Raw genomic sequence first — 15,226 nt, 5'->3', positions numbered from 1 at the left:
CGGAATAATTCCTGATCGGAAGGGAAAAAAGTTTACATCTTCATCTTGCCCATCATCCAAACTGCCAAAATCGGAAAATGCCGTCCAATAAACGCCATGAAACGCCCATGACCGGTAAACACAAACGACTGCCTGCGCTTGGCGATTGCGCCGACCATTACTTTGGCGGCTTTGTCGGTTGGCCACATCAGGTTTTTGGGCCGGGGATCTTTAGCTTCCGGGTGCAGCACGCCGTCGTTGTCAACCCGCGCGATGTCTGAGTCCACAAATCCGGGATGGATGACGGTACAGCTCACCCCAGTTCCCTTCAGCTCGACGTGCAATGTCTGCGCAATCGATCGGACAGCCGCCTTGGAAACGCCATAGGCGCCGACTTGCGGATTGGGAAGATAAGCCGCGACTGATCCGATCAGCACCAAGCGTCCTCCCGTCTGCTTCAAGAAGGGTAGCGCAAACTTGGCTGTCATTGCCAATCCAACAACATTTACATCCAACTGTTTCCGCCAATTTGCCGCACTGAGGCTTTCAATTTTGCCAAATACGCCAAATCCTGCGTTGGCAATGGTAACATCCAATTTGCCAAAATGCCCGACAATAACCTTTACAGTTTCCTCCAAAGCTGCTTCATCCGTCACTTCACAGGGGAAAATCTCCCCTACCCCGCCTGCGGCAATCACCGCTGTACGAACGGCTTCAAGCTGCTCGATCCTGCGGCCCGAAAGCGCAAGCTGTGCACCTTGCCTGGCAAATTCTATGGCCATAAACTTGCCCAAGCCCGAAGAGGCACCGGTAATCCAAACTACTTTGTCTTGAAAAGTCATGGAATGATGGGATTTGGTTGTATTTGAAAAGTACTGGAAAACAGGATCAAAAAAAAGTGATTTCCGATTCAATGCGCTTCCTGAGGTCCTCGTGGTACGACCATGATGACAGATTCCTTGTCCACCATAACAGATCCATCCGCTGATCCCTTTACCTTCCGCACATATTTGGCGGGGGTGTAGATCACGGGAGCCAAGGAGTCATTTTTGATTTTTGAATAGTAGGCGGCCAATTCAGCCGCCCTTTCCAAGACAGTTTTGGGAAAAGACAGCCCTGATTTGAACTTGATAAGTACGTGCGACCCAGCCACGTCTTTGGCATGCAGCCACAAATCCTCCTTCCAAGCGAATCTTCGGAGCATCTCATCATTTGCCTTGGCTGATTTTCCAACCAAGACATCAAAACCCTCAACCTCAAACCGCTTGAATGGAACCTGTTCTTCCTGCTCTTGGGACTTGGGAATCAAATGGTGATTTCTGACAAAATTTTTGAGTCCACGATGGTCATTGATTTCCATGAGTTCCGCCAACATATTTTCGGTCAATGTCAAAAGTTGCTCTTTATCGGAAAGATTCTGATAAAGTTGATCAATCTCCCGCTTTCTGTTTTTGGACTTACGATAGAGCGTTTCGGCCAGTTTTTGGGGAGTTTGGCCCCGTTTGAAATTGAAATTCTCCTTCTGCTGTGTATAAAAATTGAACAGGGAAATCGTCTCGGTTTCAGGACCGATTTGGTGCAGATTGGCCATGATGACATCGGCCTTTTGGGAAGGCGAAGGCCCGTCCTCCAATTCCTCCAACCTTGCAGTGGTTTTCTCGATGTAGGCTTTCGTCCGTTTGAGTTGCTCCTCGAGCTTTTTCTGGATGGCAATTTTCTCCATTTCAAAACCCTGCACCACGACCCGGTAGCGAAACAGCACATTCACAGCTTCGATCGGATCGGATGTCTGAAAAAGCGGCTTTTCCGTTGGCAGCATGCTCAGCAGATATTGATTGTCGTCATGAATAATGGAAAACCAGGGCAAATCCAGCATTTCCAAGATTTTTTGCATCAAGCTCCACTTTGACTCTATACTCGCGTCAATGTAGCCTTGGGCTTTGAGCCAGTCCCGGGGAATTTTCCCAAGAGTTGGAAGAAATTGGGAAGCATTTCCCTGAAGGGCGATAAAGGCGGCGTGGTCCAAGACCAGGTTTTTTTCGAGACTTTGAGGTAGCAGGACCTTGTCATCCTTCAATTCGTTTCGGAAAATCCGGACCGGTACCTCGTCGTCCTGTCTGTAATAAATCAGATTGCTCCTTGTCCCGTGCAACTTGAACAGCAGCCGATCTCCCGACACAAACTGAATCCAAAATGCACGCTCAAAATTGACCAAATGGATTCCTTCCACCCTTTGGCCAATGAGTTCCGGAAATAGCGAAATCGTGTTTTTCTTGCTCCTTTTGAAAGCATCCGCAACCGCCAAGCAGGAAATCACCGGCAGGAAATTGGCTCTCAGGTAGCACTCATTTTCACCCTGAGCTAATCCTATCACGAGTTCGTCCTTGTTTTGGGAAAAGCATTCAATCACCGACCAGCCTTTGATTTTGGATTCAAGGGCTGGACAGAAGAACTTCAAAAAATGGAAGTTGAAATGCATGTCAAATGATGATTTTTAGGCCATCGTAACCGAGCCGGATATTTGAAGGAAGCCTGGCCTCCACTTCGGCGTGCGTCCCCAATTTATGGCTGATATGCGTGAAATAGGCCATTTCGGGCCGGATTCGCTCAACCAATTCGATGGCTTCCTCCAATGTAAAGTGGGAAATGTGGTGGTTCAATTGCAGTGCGTTAAGGACAAGGATTTTGCTTCCTTTGACTTTCTCCAGTTCCCTTTCCTCTATGTATTTGGCATCGGTGATATAGGTAAAATCACCAAACCGGAACCCCAACACCGGCAACCGGTAGTGCATGACCTGGATCGGAATCACGCGAATGCCTTCCACGGAGAATGGATCGGAGCCAATTTCATGAATCTTTACGGTCGGTACGCCGGGATATTTTACTTCCTCAAATACATAGGCAAATTCCCGCTTGAGTTGCTGAATAACGGAATGGGTAGCGTAGACTGGCATATCCTTTTTTTGCAAAAAATTGTAGGACCGGATATCGTCCATTCCCGCAGTGTGATCTTTGTGCTCGTGGGTAAATATTATGGCATCCAAGGTCTTGACCTTCTCCCTCAGCATTTGCTGCCTGAAATCCGGACCCGTGTCCACGACCAGACTTTTTTCGCCAATCTCCAAATGTATAGAACTCCGAAGGCGCTTGTCCCGGTAGTCCAAGGAACTGCAAACCGGACAATCGCAGGCAATGACGGGTACGCCTTGGGAAGTGCCGGTTCCTAAAAATGTCACTTTCAAAGTTTCAGCTCGGTTTGTTGGAGTTCAATCAATAAATCTTGGATCTTCTTGTCGGAAAAATCCTTGGGCATAAAACCAAGTTCCTTGATGATATCCACAAGGGCATTGATCTTGCCTTCCAAGGTATAATATTTATTGATGATGACGATCTTGTTTTCCTTGAGGACACAATATCCCGATTTGAAATTCCCCTTCTCGTACCTCAGGATGTATTCCGAAGACGCGAAGAGGTTTTCTAGTTTGTCCAGGAAATTTTTGGTGTATTTGATCGTCATTTCCGGGAGAAATCGGCAGTTTAGGAGAGGTGCTTTTTGACCGTGGCTAGCAGCAGGTCGTAGTCCAAAGGCTTTTGGATATAATCATTCAGGCCGGCCTTCTTGAAATCATCCATGGTGTAGTTTTTGTAGTTTCCAGTGATCGCTACGATTGGTATGTTTGCTTTTTGCTTGTCTTCCAATGCCCGTACAGCTTTTGTGCATTCAATACCGTCCATGACTGGCATGTTGATATCCATCAGGATCATGTCAAAGTCTTCCACCGCCAGCCTGTCCAAGACCTGTTTTCCGTTTTTGACCGCCACGATATCGTAGTTTTCAAACATGAGTACATTCTTGGTGAGGTTGATAATTACTGAACTGTCTTCAGCGACCAATACCTTTTTGTTTCCCGTCATGGATTTAGCAATTCTGAATGTTGAATTTTTGTTTTAAAGGAATCAATCAACCAGCCCAAGTACACGGATTCCTCGGCCGTGTGCTCAAAGTTGTGGGATTTAATGTTCTTTTCAAATTTTTGGCAGTAAGTATATATCGCCATTGCCCCAAAGGTGCCCGAATTGCCTTTGATAATGTGCAGCTTATCCCCGATGGCTTCAAAATCTTTTTTCACCGCCAGCACTTTGATCTCTGCCAGTAGGGTTTCACATTCTTGGACAAATTCCTCGTAGACCTGTTTGATATTCGCAGAGGAATTATATTTCAGCAATTGCCGTACCTTATTTTGATCAAACTCATCGTCTGACAACTGTTCATCTGCTTCAATATTTGCGGATTCAGCGTTTTTCTTTTTCAAATAAAGCTCCAGCGTCTCAAGCAACATTTTCGGTTTGATTGGCTTGGGGATGAAATCATCGAAACCCATCGAGATGAAGTAATCCCTATCCTTTTGGTTGGCAAATGCCGATACTGCAACGACCGGAGCATCAGTGAGATTCTCGGACTTGATGGCCTTCAAGGTATTGATGCCATCCAAAACGGGCATCTGTATATCCATCAGAATCAAATCAAAATGCCCATTGCGGATTTTGTCTAAGGCCACCTGTCCGTTTTCAGCAATATCAAACTGGTACATCAAGCCGATGATATGCTCAAACACCTTTCTGTTGAGGTTATTGTCATCAACGATCAGCACCTTGTTGGCTTTCATTCGTTTTTATTAATAATTTGGAAAAGTTTACTTTGCCCCGAGTTGAAATCGAAAAATAAACATTTATTGGCAATTGCCGGTCCGACGGCGGTTGGAAAAACTGAAATTTGCCTCAAACTCGCCGATTATTTCCATACTGAGATCGTATCGTCGGATAGTCGGCAATTCTACAGGGAAATGGAAATCGGGACGGCCAAGCCCAGTCCAGAGGAATTAGCGCGCGTGCCCCACCATTTCATCAATTCCCTCAGTATTTGGGATTCCTTCGATGTGAAAAGGTTCGAAAAGGAGGCCATAGAACTACTCCATGTGCTATTCAATAACCATGACCTGGTGATCATGACTGGTGGTTCGGGTTTGTTTTTGGACGTAATCATGCATGGAATGGATGAAATTCCTGACGTGGATCCGGCGATCCGCCAATCGCTGATTTTGTCTTTTGAGGAAAAAGGAATCGCCTATCTACAAGATGAACTCAAAAAACGCGATGCCGTCTATTTTGGATCGGTCGATCTGAACAATCCCCAACGATTGATGCGTGCACTTGAAGTTTGTATAGGCACTGGCAAACCTTACAGTGCCTTTAGACAGAAAAAAACGGCTAAAAGAGAGTTTGAGACGATCTTGGTTGGGTTGGAGCGGGAAAGAGAAGTGCTTTACCAGCGGATTGACCAACGCATGGACCAAATGATCGCAGCAGGTTTGTTTGCGGAAGCCGAGGCTTTATTTCCCAATCGACACCTTAACGCCCTCCAGACATTGGGATATTCAGAGATCTTCTCTTATCTGGAAGGGGAGTATGACTATGAGGAGGCGGTGAGACTTCTGAAGAGAAACTCGAGAAGGTATGCCAAAAGGCAACTGACTTGGTTTAAGCGCTATCCCGAAATGAAATGGTTTCACCCAGACCAATTTGAGGCGATTGTCCAATATGTGCAGTCGAAATTGGAGGCAGATAAATCAAAGGGGGAATCCTGATTCCAGCTACTTTACGATCGCTCTGTGTCCCATTGCTTTGGCCACAAAGCTGTAGGGTTTCTTTTTGACCAAACGGTTATACTGATCAATGGTGACTTTCATATCCCTGTAAGGGATTTTCACTTTCGCTTCAAATTGAGCGTTATTCTTTGCATCTGTTTTGGCTTTGAGTATACGGAAACCTTCGTCGATCTGATCGACAACGTCCGGTGAGATCGCAGGCAGCAGGGAATAACTGGCACCAAAGACCTTGAATCCCTCAAAAACAGCTGCTTGAAGCCTTAGGATCGCGTTTTTCTTAGCGATCATACTTTGGTGGACCGCCATAAAAAACAGGAGGATCGCTCCTCCCATCGTGAGAATAATCGGAATAAATCCCATAAATCAGATACTCAATATTTCAATCAATTTCAAATGGTCCTCTTTGAGAGGCTTGGTCTTTCCGATGCAATCCGCAAAGGGCGTATACACGACATCGCCATTGACAACACCAGCCATGCAATTGGTCTTTCCCTCGATCAGGCCATCGACGGCCGCCATGCCGCATCGAGACGCCAATACTCGATCCCTCGCGGTGGGGCGACCTCCTCTTTGGATATGGCCGAGTGTGGTTACTTTGAATTCCTTTTCTGGATCTTGGATTTTTTGCTTTACTTTTTCCAGTATTGTCTCGGCACCTCCCTCATCGCCGCCTTCTGCAACGACGATGATGCTTGAGGATTTGGTTTTTCGAAGGTTTTTGAGCGCTTTCACGACCTTTTTTAAGTCTGTTTGGGTTTCGGGGACCATCACAAATTCCGCTCCACCGCCGATTCCGCATTCTATTGCGATGTACCCGCTATCCCGACCCATGACTTCCACGAAGAAAATCCGGTCGTGCGCTGCGGCTGTATCCCGAATCTTATCGATGGCTTCCAGAGCCGTATTTACAGCCGTATCAAACCCTATGGTATAGTCTGTGCCATAAATATCATTGTCGATCGTGCCGGGACAGCCAATCACCTGGATTCCAAACTCTTCGTGCAAAATCTTAGCTCCCGTGAACGTACCATCGCCACCAATCGCCACCAACCCCTCGATACCGAATTCCTTCAATTGGTCAAAGGCCTTTTGTCTTCCTTCTTTGGTCCGAAATTCCTCAGAACGAGCTGTTTTCAGAATCGTCCCGCCCCTCTGGATGATGTTGCTCACTGAGTGTGATTGCATCTTTTTGATACTGCCTTTGATCATCCCATCATATCCATGGGAAATTCCGTACACTTCCAATCCTCTAAAAATCGCCGTCCTGACGACGGCTCTGATACAGGCGTTCATACCCGGGGCATCACCTCCAGAAGTAAAAACAGCTATTTTTTTCATGTTTAATAGGTCGTTGAGCTGCAAAAATAGGCAATAATGGATGCTTTTGTTAGGCCGCCGCAAAGTTTTCGGGACCTAAATTTGACCCTCAAGCTAAACCAAAAACCAATAGACCCTAGTCTGAATCTTAGAGGATGAAAAAAAACGCAGTAAAAAATGTAAAAACTAACGACAAGTACCCCAAATCTTTGGAGCTACTTGTCGTTACTTTACTGAATATCAGGGTGTCGATACTTTATCGCCGAGCAAAAGAACATCATCCACCTGGACTTCGGTGATGTACTTCTTGTTTCCATCTTTATCATTGTATGAGCGGTTGGCAAGCTTGCCCGAAATCATGATCTCGCTCCCTTTGTCTGTGTACTTTTCGATGATTTCGGCGGCAGATCCCCATGCCACGAGACTATGCCAAGTGGTTTCCTCGACCTTTTCTCCTTTTGTATTCTTGTAGATCTCCTTGGTGGCGAGCTTAAATGAAGCCTTCACCCTGCCGCTCTCAAAATGGTTAATTTCTGCCTTGGCGCCCAATCTCCCGATCAACTGCACCTGATTTCTCATTCTGTTCATTGTCATTATGGTTTGATTAAAACTTTTTCAGATTTGGTCATTAAACCAATGGTCCAAAGTTGGGAAAGGCAAACCCAACTTATCGGTATCTTGTCGTTTATAGTCGGGTGTAGTCGTTTGTGAAACGGATAATCGGCCAAGAATGAAAAAGCTGCGGAAATGAGCCTGCAAGCTTAGCATTTGATGGAAAAAATTTTTACCTTTTAAGAATTATTCAAAGAAAAAATAGAATCATTTCAGGTTTACTTTGATGGGAAATTGCCGAAGATCAATAGGCTGGGTACGCTCTTTCCCAGGTTTAGAGTTCGGATTTCGCCGAAAAACAAGGTTTTTCCTTTTGCAATTGTGGGAACCTGTCTAAAAAGGGATCTTGAGGATTATTGAACACATACTTTTGACACTAAGCGCATGAAGACTTTGAGCGAACCAAACCACGGATCCGAACAGCTTTTCCAACCAAAAGAGCATTTCAAGATTGAACTCACAAGTAATCCGAGCACAGGATACATTTGGGAAGTCACGAAAATTGATCCTTCGATGCTGTTGATGGTCTATGAGGACCAAATACGCTATACAAGCGAAAAAATCGGTTTGGGGAGTCTGATGATATTTGAATTCGAGGCGCTCAAGTCAGGCGAAACCGATTTGGAACTGATTTATCGCAGAACTTGGGATCCAAATTCCGTTATGAACAGGTTTTACATAAAAATCCAGATTCAGTAATCTTGAGTTGATGCTCTCTGCGCAAGAATATTATTCCGACTAAAGAGGCATTCCCACAGACGACTCTTTCAATCGGGAATTTCGAGAATCCGGAATCCAACCTTCATACCCGATCCAGCAGCCAAACCAATCTCCATTTTCATTCCCATCCGAATTTTTCTATTTTCAAGGAAATTAGACCTGAATCCTTTTTGACAAAAACCACCAATGAGAAAAAAACTACTCGTGCTGCTGCTCTACATCTTGATTGTAGGCACTGCGAATGCGCAAGAAAAACCCCAAGACGCGCCGATTCCCGAAGCAGAAGTATTTACTTCCACACAAACGGTCCGCATCAATGGAACGACCCACTCGCTCAAAACACGCGCAGGTACGCTCCAATTGAAGGATGAAAACAACAATCCGATCGCATTACATGGATTTACCGCCTACTTCAAGGAAGACGGACCATCCAAGAGGCCCATTATTTTCGCGTACAATGGCGGTCCGGGCTCCTCTTCCTATTGGTTGCACATGGGCGTAATGGGTCCAAAACGTATCGTGGTTAATGACCCTGGCTACACCAAAGCTGCCCCCTATGAGTTGGTCAACAACGACTACTCGATCTTGGACATAGCGGATGTGGTGATGATGGACCCCATCGGGACGGGATTGAGTATTCCAATTGGCAAGGCTGAGGGCAAAGATTTTTGGGGCGTAGATCAAGATATCCGAGCCACGAGTCTTTTTATCATGCAGTTTTTGAAGGAATATGATCGGCTCCAGTCCCCCAAATATATCCTGGGCGAAAGCTATGGCACATTCCGAAATGCGGGCGTAATGAGCTATTTGCTTGACAAAGGAATCGCCCTTAATGGGGTCATCATGGTCTCGGCCGTTTTTGACCTGAGGACTCTGACGTTTCCACCCAATGACGACATTCCCTATGTTGTTTATGTCCCTACCTATGCAGCCACGGCATGGTACCACAACAAGATTGCCAACAAAAACCCAAACCTTGAGGCATTCGTTGATGAGGTGAGGAAATTTACTGAAGAGGAATATATGCCTGCCCTCTACAAGGGCACCCGGATATCCGAAGCTGAGAAAAACCAGATTGCAGAAAAACTTGTAAAGTACGCAGGATGCAGCAAGGAATTCTGGATGCGGGCGAATCTGCGGGTCCAAGCGAGCGAATTTTTCAACGAGCTTCTGCGCGATGAAGGCATGACTGCCGGAAGGTTGGATTCGCGGTGGAAAGGCATCAATGAAAACCTCCTCAACCAGTTTGCTACGACCGACCCACAGAGTGATGCGATTTCTCCCGCCTACACGACTGGTTTTCTAGATTATTTCTACCGGGACCTGGGAGTCAGTAAAAAACTGAATTACAAAACCTCTGCTTATTCTTCGCCTGGTTTCAAATGGGATTGGTCCCATCAGGGTAACCAAGGCTGGGGCACCCAAATCGCCATCAACACATCCATCGACATGGCCAACGCCATGAATAAAGACCCCAACGTCAAGGTGCTGATCATGAACGGGTACTATGATTTGGCTACCGTGTTCTATGGCGTCGAGCATTCTATCGACCACATGGGACTCAGGCCGGAAATCCGCAACAACATCATTATGACCTACTACGAAGCGGGCCACATGATGTACACCCACATGCCGTCGCTGGTCAAATTCAAGAAAGATCTGGCGGATTTTATTCAGGACACAAGCAAAAGATAGAAGTCAATAAATCTGTCTACAAAAGCCAGCGGGCGATTTCAGTTGATTACGCGATCATCTGAAATCGCCCGCTGGAATATTGAATTGAAACCTCTTGTGAACAGAAATCAGCTGTTTTTTTGAAATCGATACCGCTAGCCAAGAGGATACTGATGGAAAATGAGTTTTTCTGGAATCTAACGATATCAGTTCGATTTTGGCATTAAGTCTCGGCTAGTCCTAATCCTTTGGATTTCCCATCCTTCGGGAAATACCCAAACCAAAATTGAAAAAAGTACCCTCTTCGCCTGGTAAAAACATCAATCCGAGCTCAGGCCTCAGTACCCATTGTTCAGAAAATCCAATTCCAGCACCAAGATTGAGCGCCAAAAAGCTATCACTGAATTCAGAGCCCTCGTCCAGTGAAATTAAATATTTTGGCGAAAACGTTAGATTCATTTTTTCCAAACGAAGAATCGAAACCAAAACTGTAGGGTGGATCTGGAAAGACTGATCGCCTTCGGCAAATGCCATGACAATTGGTAGCATAAAGGCGAATCGACCATCTTCTTTGCCAAGTTTAGGTGCCAATGTCAGATTATTGAATCCTCCATCACCTATACCGAGTCCGTCAAACCACAGGCGCTCATAGCGGGTACGGAGCTCAAACCTTTCCCCCAAGCCGAATCCAGCCTGCAAGCCAAGGCCGTTAAATGTATAAGCAGATTCACCGCCGTAGGAAGTACTTACTCCTGTGAAGTGGGTGGACGCCTCGATCTTGCCCTTTCCCAATAAACCAGCACTTTGATACTCACCAAAAATCTGGGCCTGGGCTTGATTCGACAGGAATAACAAGCCCATTGCAATCATTCCAGCAGCTGTAATCTTCCGAAAATTTTTCATAGCATTTTGTCAGAGTTTATTGTGCTGACACCGCACAATTGTAGTTAAAAATTGACGTGTTGTTAGTCAAAAATACCCACATCAAACCCTAACCTATAATTGAAAAATGGACCCAACTATATGTCTAAAACTATTAAAAGCAATACCAATCGTCGGAGAAGGCGTCTTTACCGCAAAAAACACAAAAGACGAATGCCTCAATTCCCAAGAATTGAAAACCAATAAAAAACCCAATAATAATAGGGATTTATGCAAAAAAGGACACCTCTATTCCGATGCATTGACGCCTCAAAACCCTTTCCTGATAGTCTCCGCAATCACTGCAAGTTCCTCTTGGCTGAGTTTGAGTTTTGGTCGGGAAAAGTTGATGTCGTCCATGGTGCGTAATGGGACTAAATGAACATGGACATGGGGAACTTCCAAACCGATAACCGCAACGCCTACCCGGGTACATTTGATGGTCTTGTCGATGGCTTTTGCAACCTTTTTTGCAAAAAGATGAAGACCTGATAGTGTAGCATCATCCAAATCAAAAATGTAATCCACTTCTTTTTTGGGGACCACAAGCACATGGCCCTTGGCCAAAGGCATGATGTCCAGGAATGCGATATAGTGCTCATCCTCAGCCACGATATGGGCGGGGATTTCTCTGTTGATGATTTTGGTGAAGATGGTTGCCATGGGTATCAATAAAAAAACCCGGAGCAGGGCCCCGGGAAAAAAACGCCTTAATATGTGATATCGAGGATTTCAAATTCCAATGTGCCGGCCGGAGCCTTGATCTGGGCGATTTCACCCACGGCCTTTCCCACCAGTCCTTTACCAAATGGAGAGCCAAGGGAGATTTTCCCGTTTTTCAAATCAGCTTCCTCTTCCGATACCAAAGTATAGGAAACCGTCATTCCGTTTTTGACATTCTTGATTTTGACGGTACTCAAAATGCCCACCTTGGATGTATCCAATTTGGAATTGTCCATCACCCGTGCGTTGCCGACGATCTCCTCCAGTTTGGAAATTTTCAGTTCCAGCAGACCCTGCGCATCCTTGGCAGCATCGTACTCGGCGTTTTCACTCAAATCCCCTTTATCTCGCGCCTCGGCGATCTGACGGGCGATATCTATCCTTCCCTTGGTCTTCAATTCCTGAAGTTCATCCTTCAGTTTTTTCAGGCCTTCCTCAGTGTAATACTGCACTTTTCCCATTTTCTTTCAATTTACTAAGCCGTAGAAAAACAAAAGAACGGTCTCATTGCTGAAACCGTTTCTTTGTCTCCTTTTAAATTTTGGATATCCAAAGGTAAGAAGATTAGCCCGACAAAGCAATCCAATACCAAAAAAGTGTCTTTTGCAAATTTCGCCAAATGACGATTTAGGAGAAATGGGCACGGATTTTTTCCACCAATACCTCGTTGATTCTTTGGTATGATTGGTGCGTCCAGCCTGCTATGTGTGGGCTGAAGATGACGTTTTCCCTTGCTGCCAATCGTTCAAACCCCAGCTTTTGCCCCTGAGTGAAAGTCTCGAATTTCTCGTTTTCCAAGACATCCAAAACTGCCCCGCGAACCAAGCCCTCATCCAGCGCCCTGTTCAAGGTTTCAAATGTAATAATCTCACCACGGGCCGTGTTGATCAGGTAAATGGGCTTCTGAAATTTTCTAAGGACATCGATTGTAAACCAGTTTTTGGTTTCGGGTGTCAAGGGCACATGAAGGCTGACCACGTCTGCTTCAGCTTGCAATGTTTCAAAGCTGACTTCCTGTACAAAAGCATCGCCAAATCCGCTCTTGTATTTATCATAGGCCAACACCCTAACCCCAAATCCTCTCAATTTATGAGAAAAAGCGGAGCCCATATTGCCGTATCCAATGATGCCGACGGTCTTTCCACCCAATTCCTCTCCCCTATTTTCTTCCCTTTTCCAAATGCCTTTCCGCACCTGTTGGTCTGCCCGGACGGAATGATTGAACAAAGCCAAAAGCATTCCAATGGCCTGCTCTCCGACTGCATCACGATTGCCCTCCGCAGCGTGGAAAAGCCGGATTTCGCGCTGGGCAAGGTAATCCAAGTCGATTTTCTCTAGGCCTGCGCCAGCCCTACCAATAAACTTCAGCCGGCTTGCCTGGCCCAACAGCGGCCGATCCATCGGGGTTTTGGAACGAATTAGGATGCCTTCGTAGTCTCCGATTATCGCAAGGATCTCCTCCCTTTTTATCTCCGGCCGATAGTGTACCTCATGCCCATCCTGCTCAAGCATAGGGATGATCGAAAGGTGCATATCGTCGATGATGAGGATTTTCATGGGAGATGGGATAGTTATTGGTTATTGAGTTATTGGATAATGAGTGGACAGGCAGGGAGACAATATGATGAAAGGGATTTTGGTTGAGATATGATTCATAGGTATGCTGAATTGACGCGTAGACTGATATACAAATACCATTACTTCTACATCATGCATTCAAATAGCTGATTGCAGCCAAACAATAACTGGCCACTACTTGCCTCCCGACCTCCGCCAACTGAACGCTACTTTGACTCCTTCAATCGCGGATTGAGCTCCACAGGATGTGTGTCGGACTTTCCGCGCATGCGCATGTTGACAAGTTCCACAGCCAAAGAAAAGAATACGGCGAAATAGATGTAGCCCTTTTCGATCTCTTTGTGGAAGCCTTCAAGCAACAGCATAAATCCGATCAGCATCAAGAAGGAAAGTGCCAAAATCTGCAATGTCGGATGCTTGTTGATAAAGCGGCTGATTTTTCCGGCAAAGGCCATCATCACGCCGATCGATATGGTCACCGCAATGATCATGATGGAGACTTCCTTGACCAATCCTATGGCAGTCAGGATACTGTCGAAGGAGAAAACCAAATCCAACAAGATGATCTGGAACACAACTTTCGCAAATCCGTTGGCTGAGTTCTTTTTGACTTCCTGTGGCTTACCCTCCATCTTGTGGTGGATTTCTAGCGTGGCTTTGAAAAGTAAAAACAAGCCGCCAAATGCCAAAATCAAGTCCCTACCGCTCATTTCGAAGTCGTAAACCGTCAAGATCGGTTGGGTAAACTGTATGATATAGCTGATACCCAACAAAAGCATAATCCTAAATACCAGTGCAAACAGCAAGCCCAGGTTTCTGGCCTTCGCCTGTTGTGACTCGGGAAGTTTGTTGGATACAATTGAAATGAAAATGATATTGTCCACGCCAAGGACGATTTCCAAAAATGTCAATGTAGCAAGCGCAATCCAAGTTTCTGTTTGAAGGAAAATTTCCATAATAGATGTGGTTTAGACGCTGCGAATATAATTGAAAAAGAACCGTCAAAACATTCCTATTTGCCACTCTTCAGGCAAAAAAAGTACATAACTTTTGTTGTACGCCAAGTCTAGGTCAAAGCCTGCTGGCATTGAAGGTATCCCCTTGGCTAGGATCGCCGGTCTCATACCCCTTTTTGAACCAACGCATCCGCTGTTCCGATGTACCGTGGGTAAAGGAATCAGGGACAACCCTTCCGTTGGCTTGCTTCTGAAGCCGATCATCTCCGACTGAGGAAGCCGCATTGAGCGCCTCCTCAATATCTCCGGGTTCCAGGATATTGGAATACTTATCGGCATAATGTGCCCACACCCCTGCGTAAAAATCCGCCTGCAGTTCCAGCCTGACCATCAGTCGATTGAATTCCGGTTCCGGTAACTTATTGCGCATGGACTGCACCCTTTCGAGTGTGCCGTCAAGCAGCTGTACGTGATGGCCCACCTCGTGTGCGATCACATAGGCCTGCGCAAAATCCCCATGTGCACCGAGCTTCCTTCCCATATCCTGAAAGAAACTCAAATCGATGTACACCTTCTCGTCGCCTGGACAATAAAATGGCCCCGAAGCCGAAGAGGCAAATCCGCATGCAGATTCAATGTTTTCCGAAAACAAAACCAATTTTGGTTCTCTATATCCCTCCATCAGTTGGTTCCAAACGTTTTCTGTCTCGGCAAGCACCACAGCAGTCATTTGTGCAAGTTCCTCCTCCTCGGGACTGGCTTGGAAATTGGTAGACTGTTGGGCGATTGGCGCGCCACCACCCGCAAACTGTCCAATCAAGGTCAATGGATTGGTGCCCGTAAGCCACATCACCAAAAAGAACCCAGCGACCAGAATCAGACCTGTTTTAGAAAAAAGCAACCTGCCCAATGCGCCAATCAGTAAGGGATTCATCCCACCACCTGCCCTGCCCATTCCGCCACCTGCCGACTGACCCCGACGGTCCTCCACATTTGTGCTTTGACGTCTGCCTTGCCATTTCATAATTGTAAGACTTTTAGTATTTGAAAAGCTACAAATTACGAATCAGGGATTGATTA

Annotated in this window: 18 protein-coding genes; 3 read left to right on the top strand and 15 right to left on the bottom strand. The window is 46.0% G+C overall.

Annotated features, from left to right (window positions below; all coding sequences use genetic code 11):
- Nucleotides 1–32: 32 nt before the first annotated feature.
- The 6 genes from C943_RS08735 to C943_RS08710 all read right to left on the bottom strand — a co-directional run bounded on the left by C943_RS08735 (nucleotide 33) and on the right by C943_RS08710 (nucleotide 4,646).
- Nucleotides 33–821, bottom strand: coding sequence for an SDR family NAD(P)-dependent oxidoreductase (locus C943_RS08735; protein WP_008626703.1), 789 nt, complete (start codon nucleotides 819–821; stop codon nucleotides 33–35).
- A gap of 68 nt (nucleotides 822–889) precedes the next feature.
- A complete protein-coding gene (locus C943_RS08730; RefSeq protein WP_008626702.1) occupies nucleotides 890–2,458 on the bottom strand; it encodes an NFACT RNA binding domain-containing protein in 1,569 nt (522 codons plus the stop codon).
- 1 nt (nucleotide 2,459) lies between these two features.
- Nucleotides 2,460–3,221 carry an MBL fold metallo-hydrolase gene (locus C943_RS08725; RefSeq protein ID WP_040479739.1) on the bottom strand — a complete coding sequence of 254 codons (762 nt, stop codon included), beginning with the start codon at nucleotides 3,219–3,221 and terminating at the stop codon, nucleotides 2,460–2,462.
- Nucleotides 3,218–3,496, bottom strand: a complete 279-nt coding sequence (locus tag C943_RS08720; RefSeq protein ID WP_008626700.1) for a hypothetical protein — start codon at nucleotides 3,494–3,496, stop codon at nucleotides 3,218–3,220. Before C943_RS08720 ends, C943_RS08725 begins: the two co-directional genes overlap by 4 nt.
- A 20-nt stretch (nucleotides 3,497–3,516) precedes the next feature.
- On the bottom strand, nucleotides 3,517–3,894 hold the full coding sequence (locus tag C943_RS08715) for a response regulator (protein ID WP_008626699.1): 378 nt from the start codon (nucleotides 3,892–3,894) through the stop codon (nucleotides 3,517–3,519).
- On the bottom strand, nucleotides 3,891–4,646 hold the full coding sequence (locus tag C943_RS08710) for an Hpt domain-containing response regulator (protein ID WP_008626698.1): 756 nt from the start codon (nucleotides 4,644–4,646) through the stop codon (nucleotides 3,891–3,893). The genes C943_RS08715 and C943_RS08710 overlap by 4 nt, the downstream gene beginning before the upstream one ends.
- 66 nt (nucleotides 4,647–4,712) lie before the next feature.
- On the opposite strand from C943_RS08710, the gene miaA reads away from it, so the two are divergent.
- Entirely contained in the window at nucleotides 4,713–5,624 is a 912-nt protein-coding gene (miaA, locus tag C943_RS08705; RefSeq protein WP_245545525.1) for a tRNA (adenosine(37)-N6)-dimethylallyltransferase MiaA, read from the top strand.
- 6 nt (nucleotides 5,625–5,630) lie between these two features.
- On the opposite strand, the gene C943_RS08700 is transcribed toward miaA, so the two are convergent.
- From C943_RS08700 to C943_RS08690, 3 genes are all read right to left on the bottom strand, one after another.
- Nucleotides 5,631–6,005 (bottom strand): hypothetical protein, encoded by a 375-nt coding sequence (locus C943_RS08700; protein WP_008626696.1) that lies wholly within the window; start codon nucleotides 6,003–6,005, stop codon nucleotides 5,631–5,633.
- A gap of 3 nt (nucleotides 6,006–6,008) precedes the next feature.
- A complete protein-coding gene (pfkA, locus tag C943_RS08695; protein ID WP_008626687.1) occupies nucleotides 6,009–6,983 on the bottom strand; it encodes a 6-phosphofructokinase in 975 nt (324 codons plus the stop codon).
- 219 nt (nucleotides 6,984–7,202) lie between these two features.
- Complete coding sequence (locus C943_RS08690) at nucleotides 7,203–7,550, bottom strand: single-stranded DNA-binding protein (RefSeq protein ID WP_008626685.1); 348 nt, start codon at nucleotides 7,548–7,550, stop codon at nucleotides 7,203–7,205.
- Nucleotides 7,551–7,958: 408 nt separating this feature from the next.
- On the opposite strand from C943_RS08690, the gene C943_RS08685 reads away from it, so the two are divergent.
- Both C943_RS08685 and C943_RS08680 read left to right on the top strand, forming a co-directional pair.
- A complete protein-coding gene (locus C943_RS08685) occupies nucleotides 7,959–8,273 on the top strand; it encodes a protease inhibitor I42 family protein (protein ID WP_008626673.1) in 315 nt (104 codons plus the stop codon).
- Nucleotides 8,274–8,480: 207 nt separating this feature from the next.
- Nucleotides 8,481–9,989 (top strand): S10 family peptidase, encoded by a 1,509-nt coding sequence (locus tag C943_RS08680; RefSeq protein ID WP_008626671.1) that lies wholly within the window; start codon nucleotides 8,481–8,483, stop codon nucleotides 9,987–9,989.
- A gap of 219 nt (nucleotides 9,990–10,208) precedes the next feature.
- Here the strand turns inward: C943_RS08680 and C943_RS08675 are convergent, their stop codons facing one another.
- The 6 genes from C943_RS08675 to ypfJ all read right to left on the bottom strand — a co-directional run bounded on the left by C943_RS08675 (nucleotide 10,209) and on the right by ypfJ (nucleotide 15,170).
- Entirely contained in the window at nucleotides 10,209–10,871 is a 663-nt protein-coding gene (locus C943_RS08675) for a hypothetical protein (protein WP_008626669.1), read from the bottom strand.
- Nucleotides 10,872–11,159: 288 nt separating this feature from the next.
- Nucleotides 11,160–11,552, bottom strand: a complete 393-nt coding sequence (locus tag C943_RS08670) for an HIT family protein (RefSeq protein ID WP_008626666.1) — start codon at nucleotides 11,550–11,552, stop codon at nucleotides 11,160–11,162.
- Nucleotides 11,553–11,599: 47 nt separating this feature from the next.
- Complete coding sequence (gene greA, locus C943_RS08665; RefSeq protein ID WP_008626664.1) at nucleotides 11,600–12,073, bottom strand: transcription elongation factor GreA; 474 nt, start codon at nucleotides 12,071–12,073, stop codon at nucleotides 11,600–11,602.
- A gap of 166 nt (nucleotides 12,074–12,239) precedes the next feature.
- On the bottom strand, nucleotides 12,240–13,169 hold the full coding sequence (locus tag C943_RS08660; RefSeq protein WP_008626654.1) for a 2-hydroxyacid dehydrogenase: 930 nt from the start codon (nucleotides 13,167–13,169) through the stop codon (nucleotides 12,240–12,242).
- Between the two features lie 227 nt (nucleotides 13,170–13,396).
- Entirely contained in the window at nucleotides 13,397–14,146 is a 750-nt protein-coding gene (locus tag C943_RS08655; RefSeq protein ID WP_008626652.1) for a TerC family protein, read from the bottom strand.
- 115 nt (nucleotides 14,147–14,261) lie between these two features.
- Entirely contained in the window at nucleotides 14,262–15,170 is a 909-nt protein-coding gene (gene ypfJ / locus C943_RS08650; RefSeq protein WP_008626650.1) for a KPN_02809 family neutral zinc metallopeptidase, read from the bottom strand.
- Nucleotides 15,171–15,226 lie beyond the last annotated feature (56 nt).

This window comes from Mariniradius saccharolyticus AK6 (assembly GCF_000330725.2).
Taxonomy (GTDB): Bacteria; Bacteroidota; Bacteroidia; order Cytophagales; family Cyclobacteriaceae; genus Mariniradius; species Mariniradius saccharolyticus.
Note: the sequence above shows the minus strand (reverse complement) of the source record. Positions and strands in the feature narration are given on the sequence as shown.

Bases quoted from the DNA above. Each gene is read 5' to 3' on its own strand.
- C943_RS08685 (WP_008626673.1), top strand. From the start codon at position 7,959: ATGAAGACTTTGAGCGAACCAAACCACGGATCCGAACAGCTTTTCCAA.
- C943_RS08670 (WP_008626666.1), bottom strand. From the start codon at position 11,552: ATGGCAACCATCTTCACCAAAATCATCAACAGAGAAATCCCCGCCCAT.
- C943_RS08700 (WP_008626696.1), bottom strand. From the start codon at position 6,005: ATGGGATTTATTCCGATTATTCTCACGATGGGAGGAGCGATCCTCCTG.
- greA (WP_008626664.1), bottom strand. From the start codon at position 12,073: ATGGGAAAAGTGCAGTATTACACTGAGGAAGGCCTGAAAAAACTGAAG.
- ypfJ (WP_008626650.1), bottom strand. From the start codon at position 15,170: ATGAAATGGCAAGGCAGACGTCAAAGCACAAATGTGGAGGACCGTCGG.
- pfkA (WP_008626687.1), bottom strand. From the start codon at position 6,983: ATGAAAAAAATAGCTGTTTTTACTTCTGGAGGTGATGCCCCGGGTATG.
- C943_RS08715 (WP_008626699.1), bottom strand. From the start codon at position 3,894: ATGACGGGAAACAAAAAGGTATTGGTCGCTGAAGACAGTTCAGTAATT.
- C943_RS08710 (WP_008626698.1), bottom strand. From the start codon at position 4,646: ATGAAAGCCAACAAGGTGCTGATCGTTGATGACAATAACCTCAACAGA.
- C943_RS08660 (WP_008626654.1), bottom strand. From the start codon at position 13,169: ATGAAAATCCTCATCATCGACGATATGCACCTTTCGATCATCCCTATG.
- C943_RS08655 (WP_008626652.1), bottom strand. From the start codon at position 14,146: ATGGAAATTTTCCTTCAAACAGAAACTTGGATTGCGCTTGCTACATTG.
- C943_RS08680 (WP_008626671.1), top strand. From the start codon at position 8,481: ATGAGAAAAAAACTACTCGTGCTGCTGCTCTACATCTTGATTGTAGGC.
- C943_RS08730 (WP_008626702.1), bottom strand. From the start codon at position 2,458: ATGCATTTCAACTTCCATTTTTTGAAGTTCTTCTGTCCAGCCCTTGAA.
- C943_RS08720 (WP_008626700.1), bottom strand. From the start codon at position 3,496: ATGACGATCAAATACACCAAAAATTTCCTGGACAAACTAGAAAACCTC.
- C943_RS08690 (WP_008626685.1), bottom strand. From the start codon at position 7,550: ATGAACAGAATGAGAAATCAGGTGCAGTTGATCGGGAGATTGGGCGCC.
- C943_RS08675 (WP_008626669.1), bottom strand. From the start codon at position 10,871: ATGAAAAATTTTCGGAAGATTACAGCTGCTGGAATGATTGCAATGGGC.
- C943_RS08735 (WP_008626703.1), bottom strand. From the start codon at position 821: ATGACTTTTCAAGACAAAGTAGTTTGGATTACCGGTGCCTCTTCGGGC.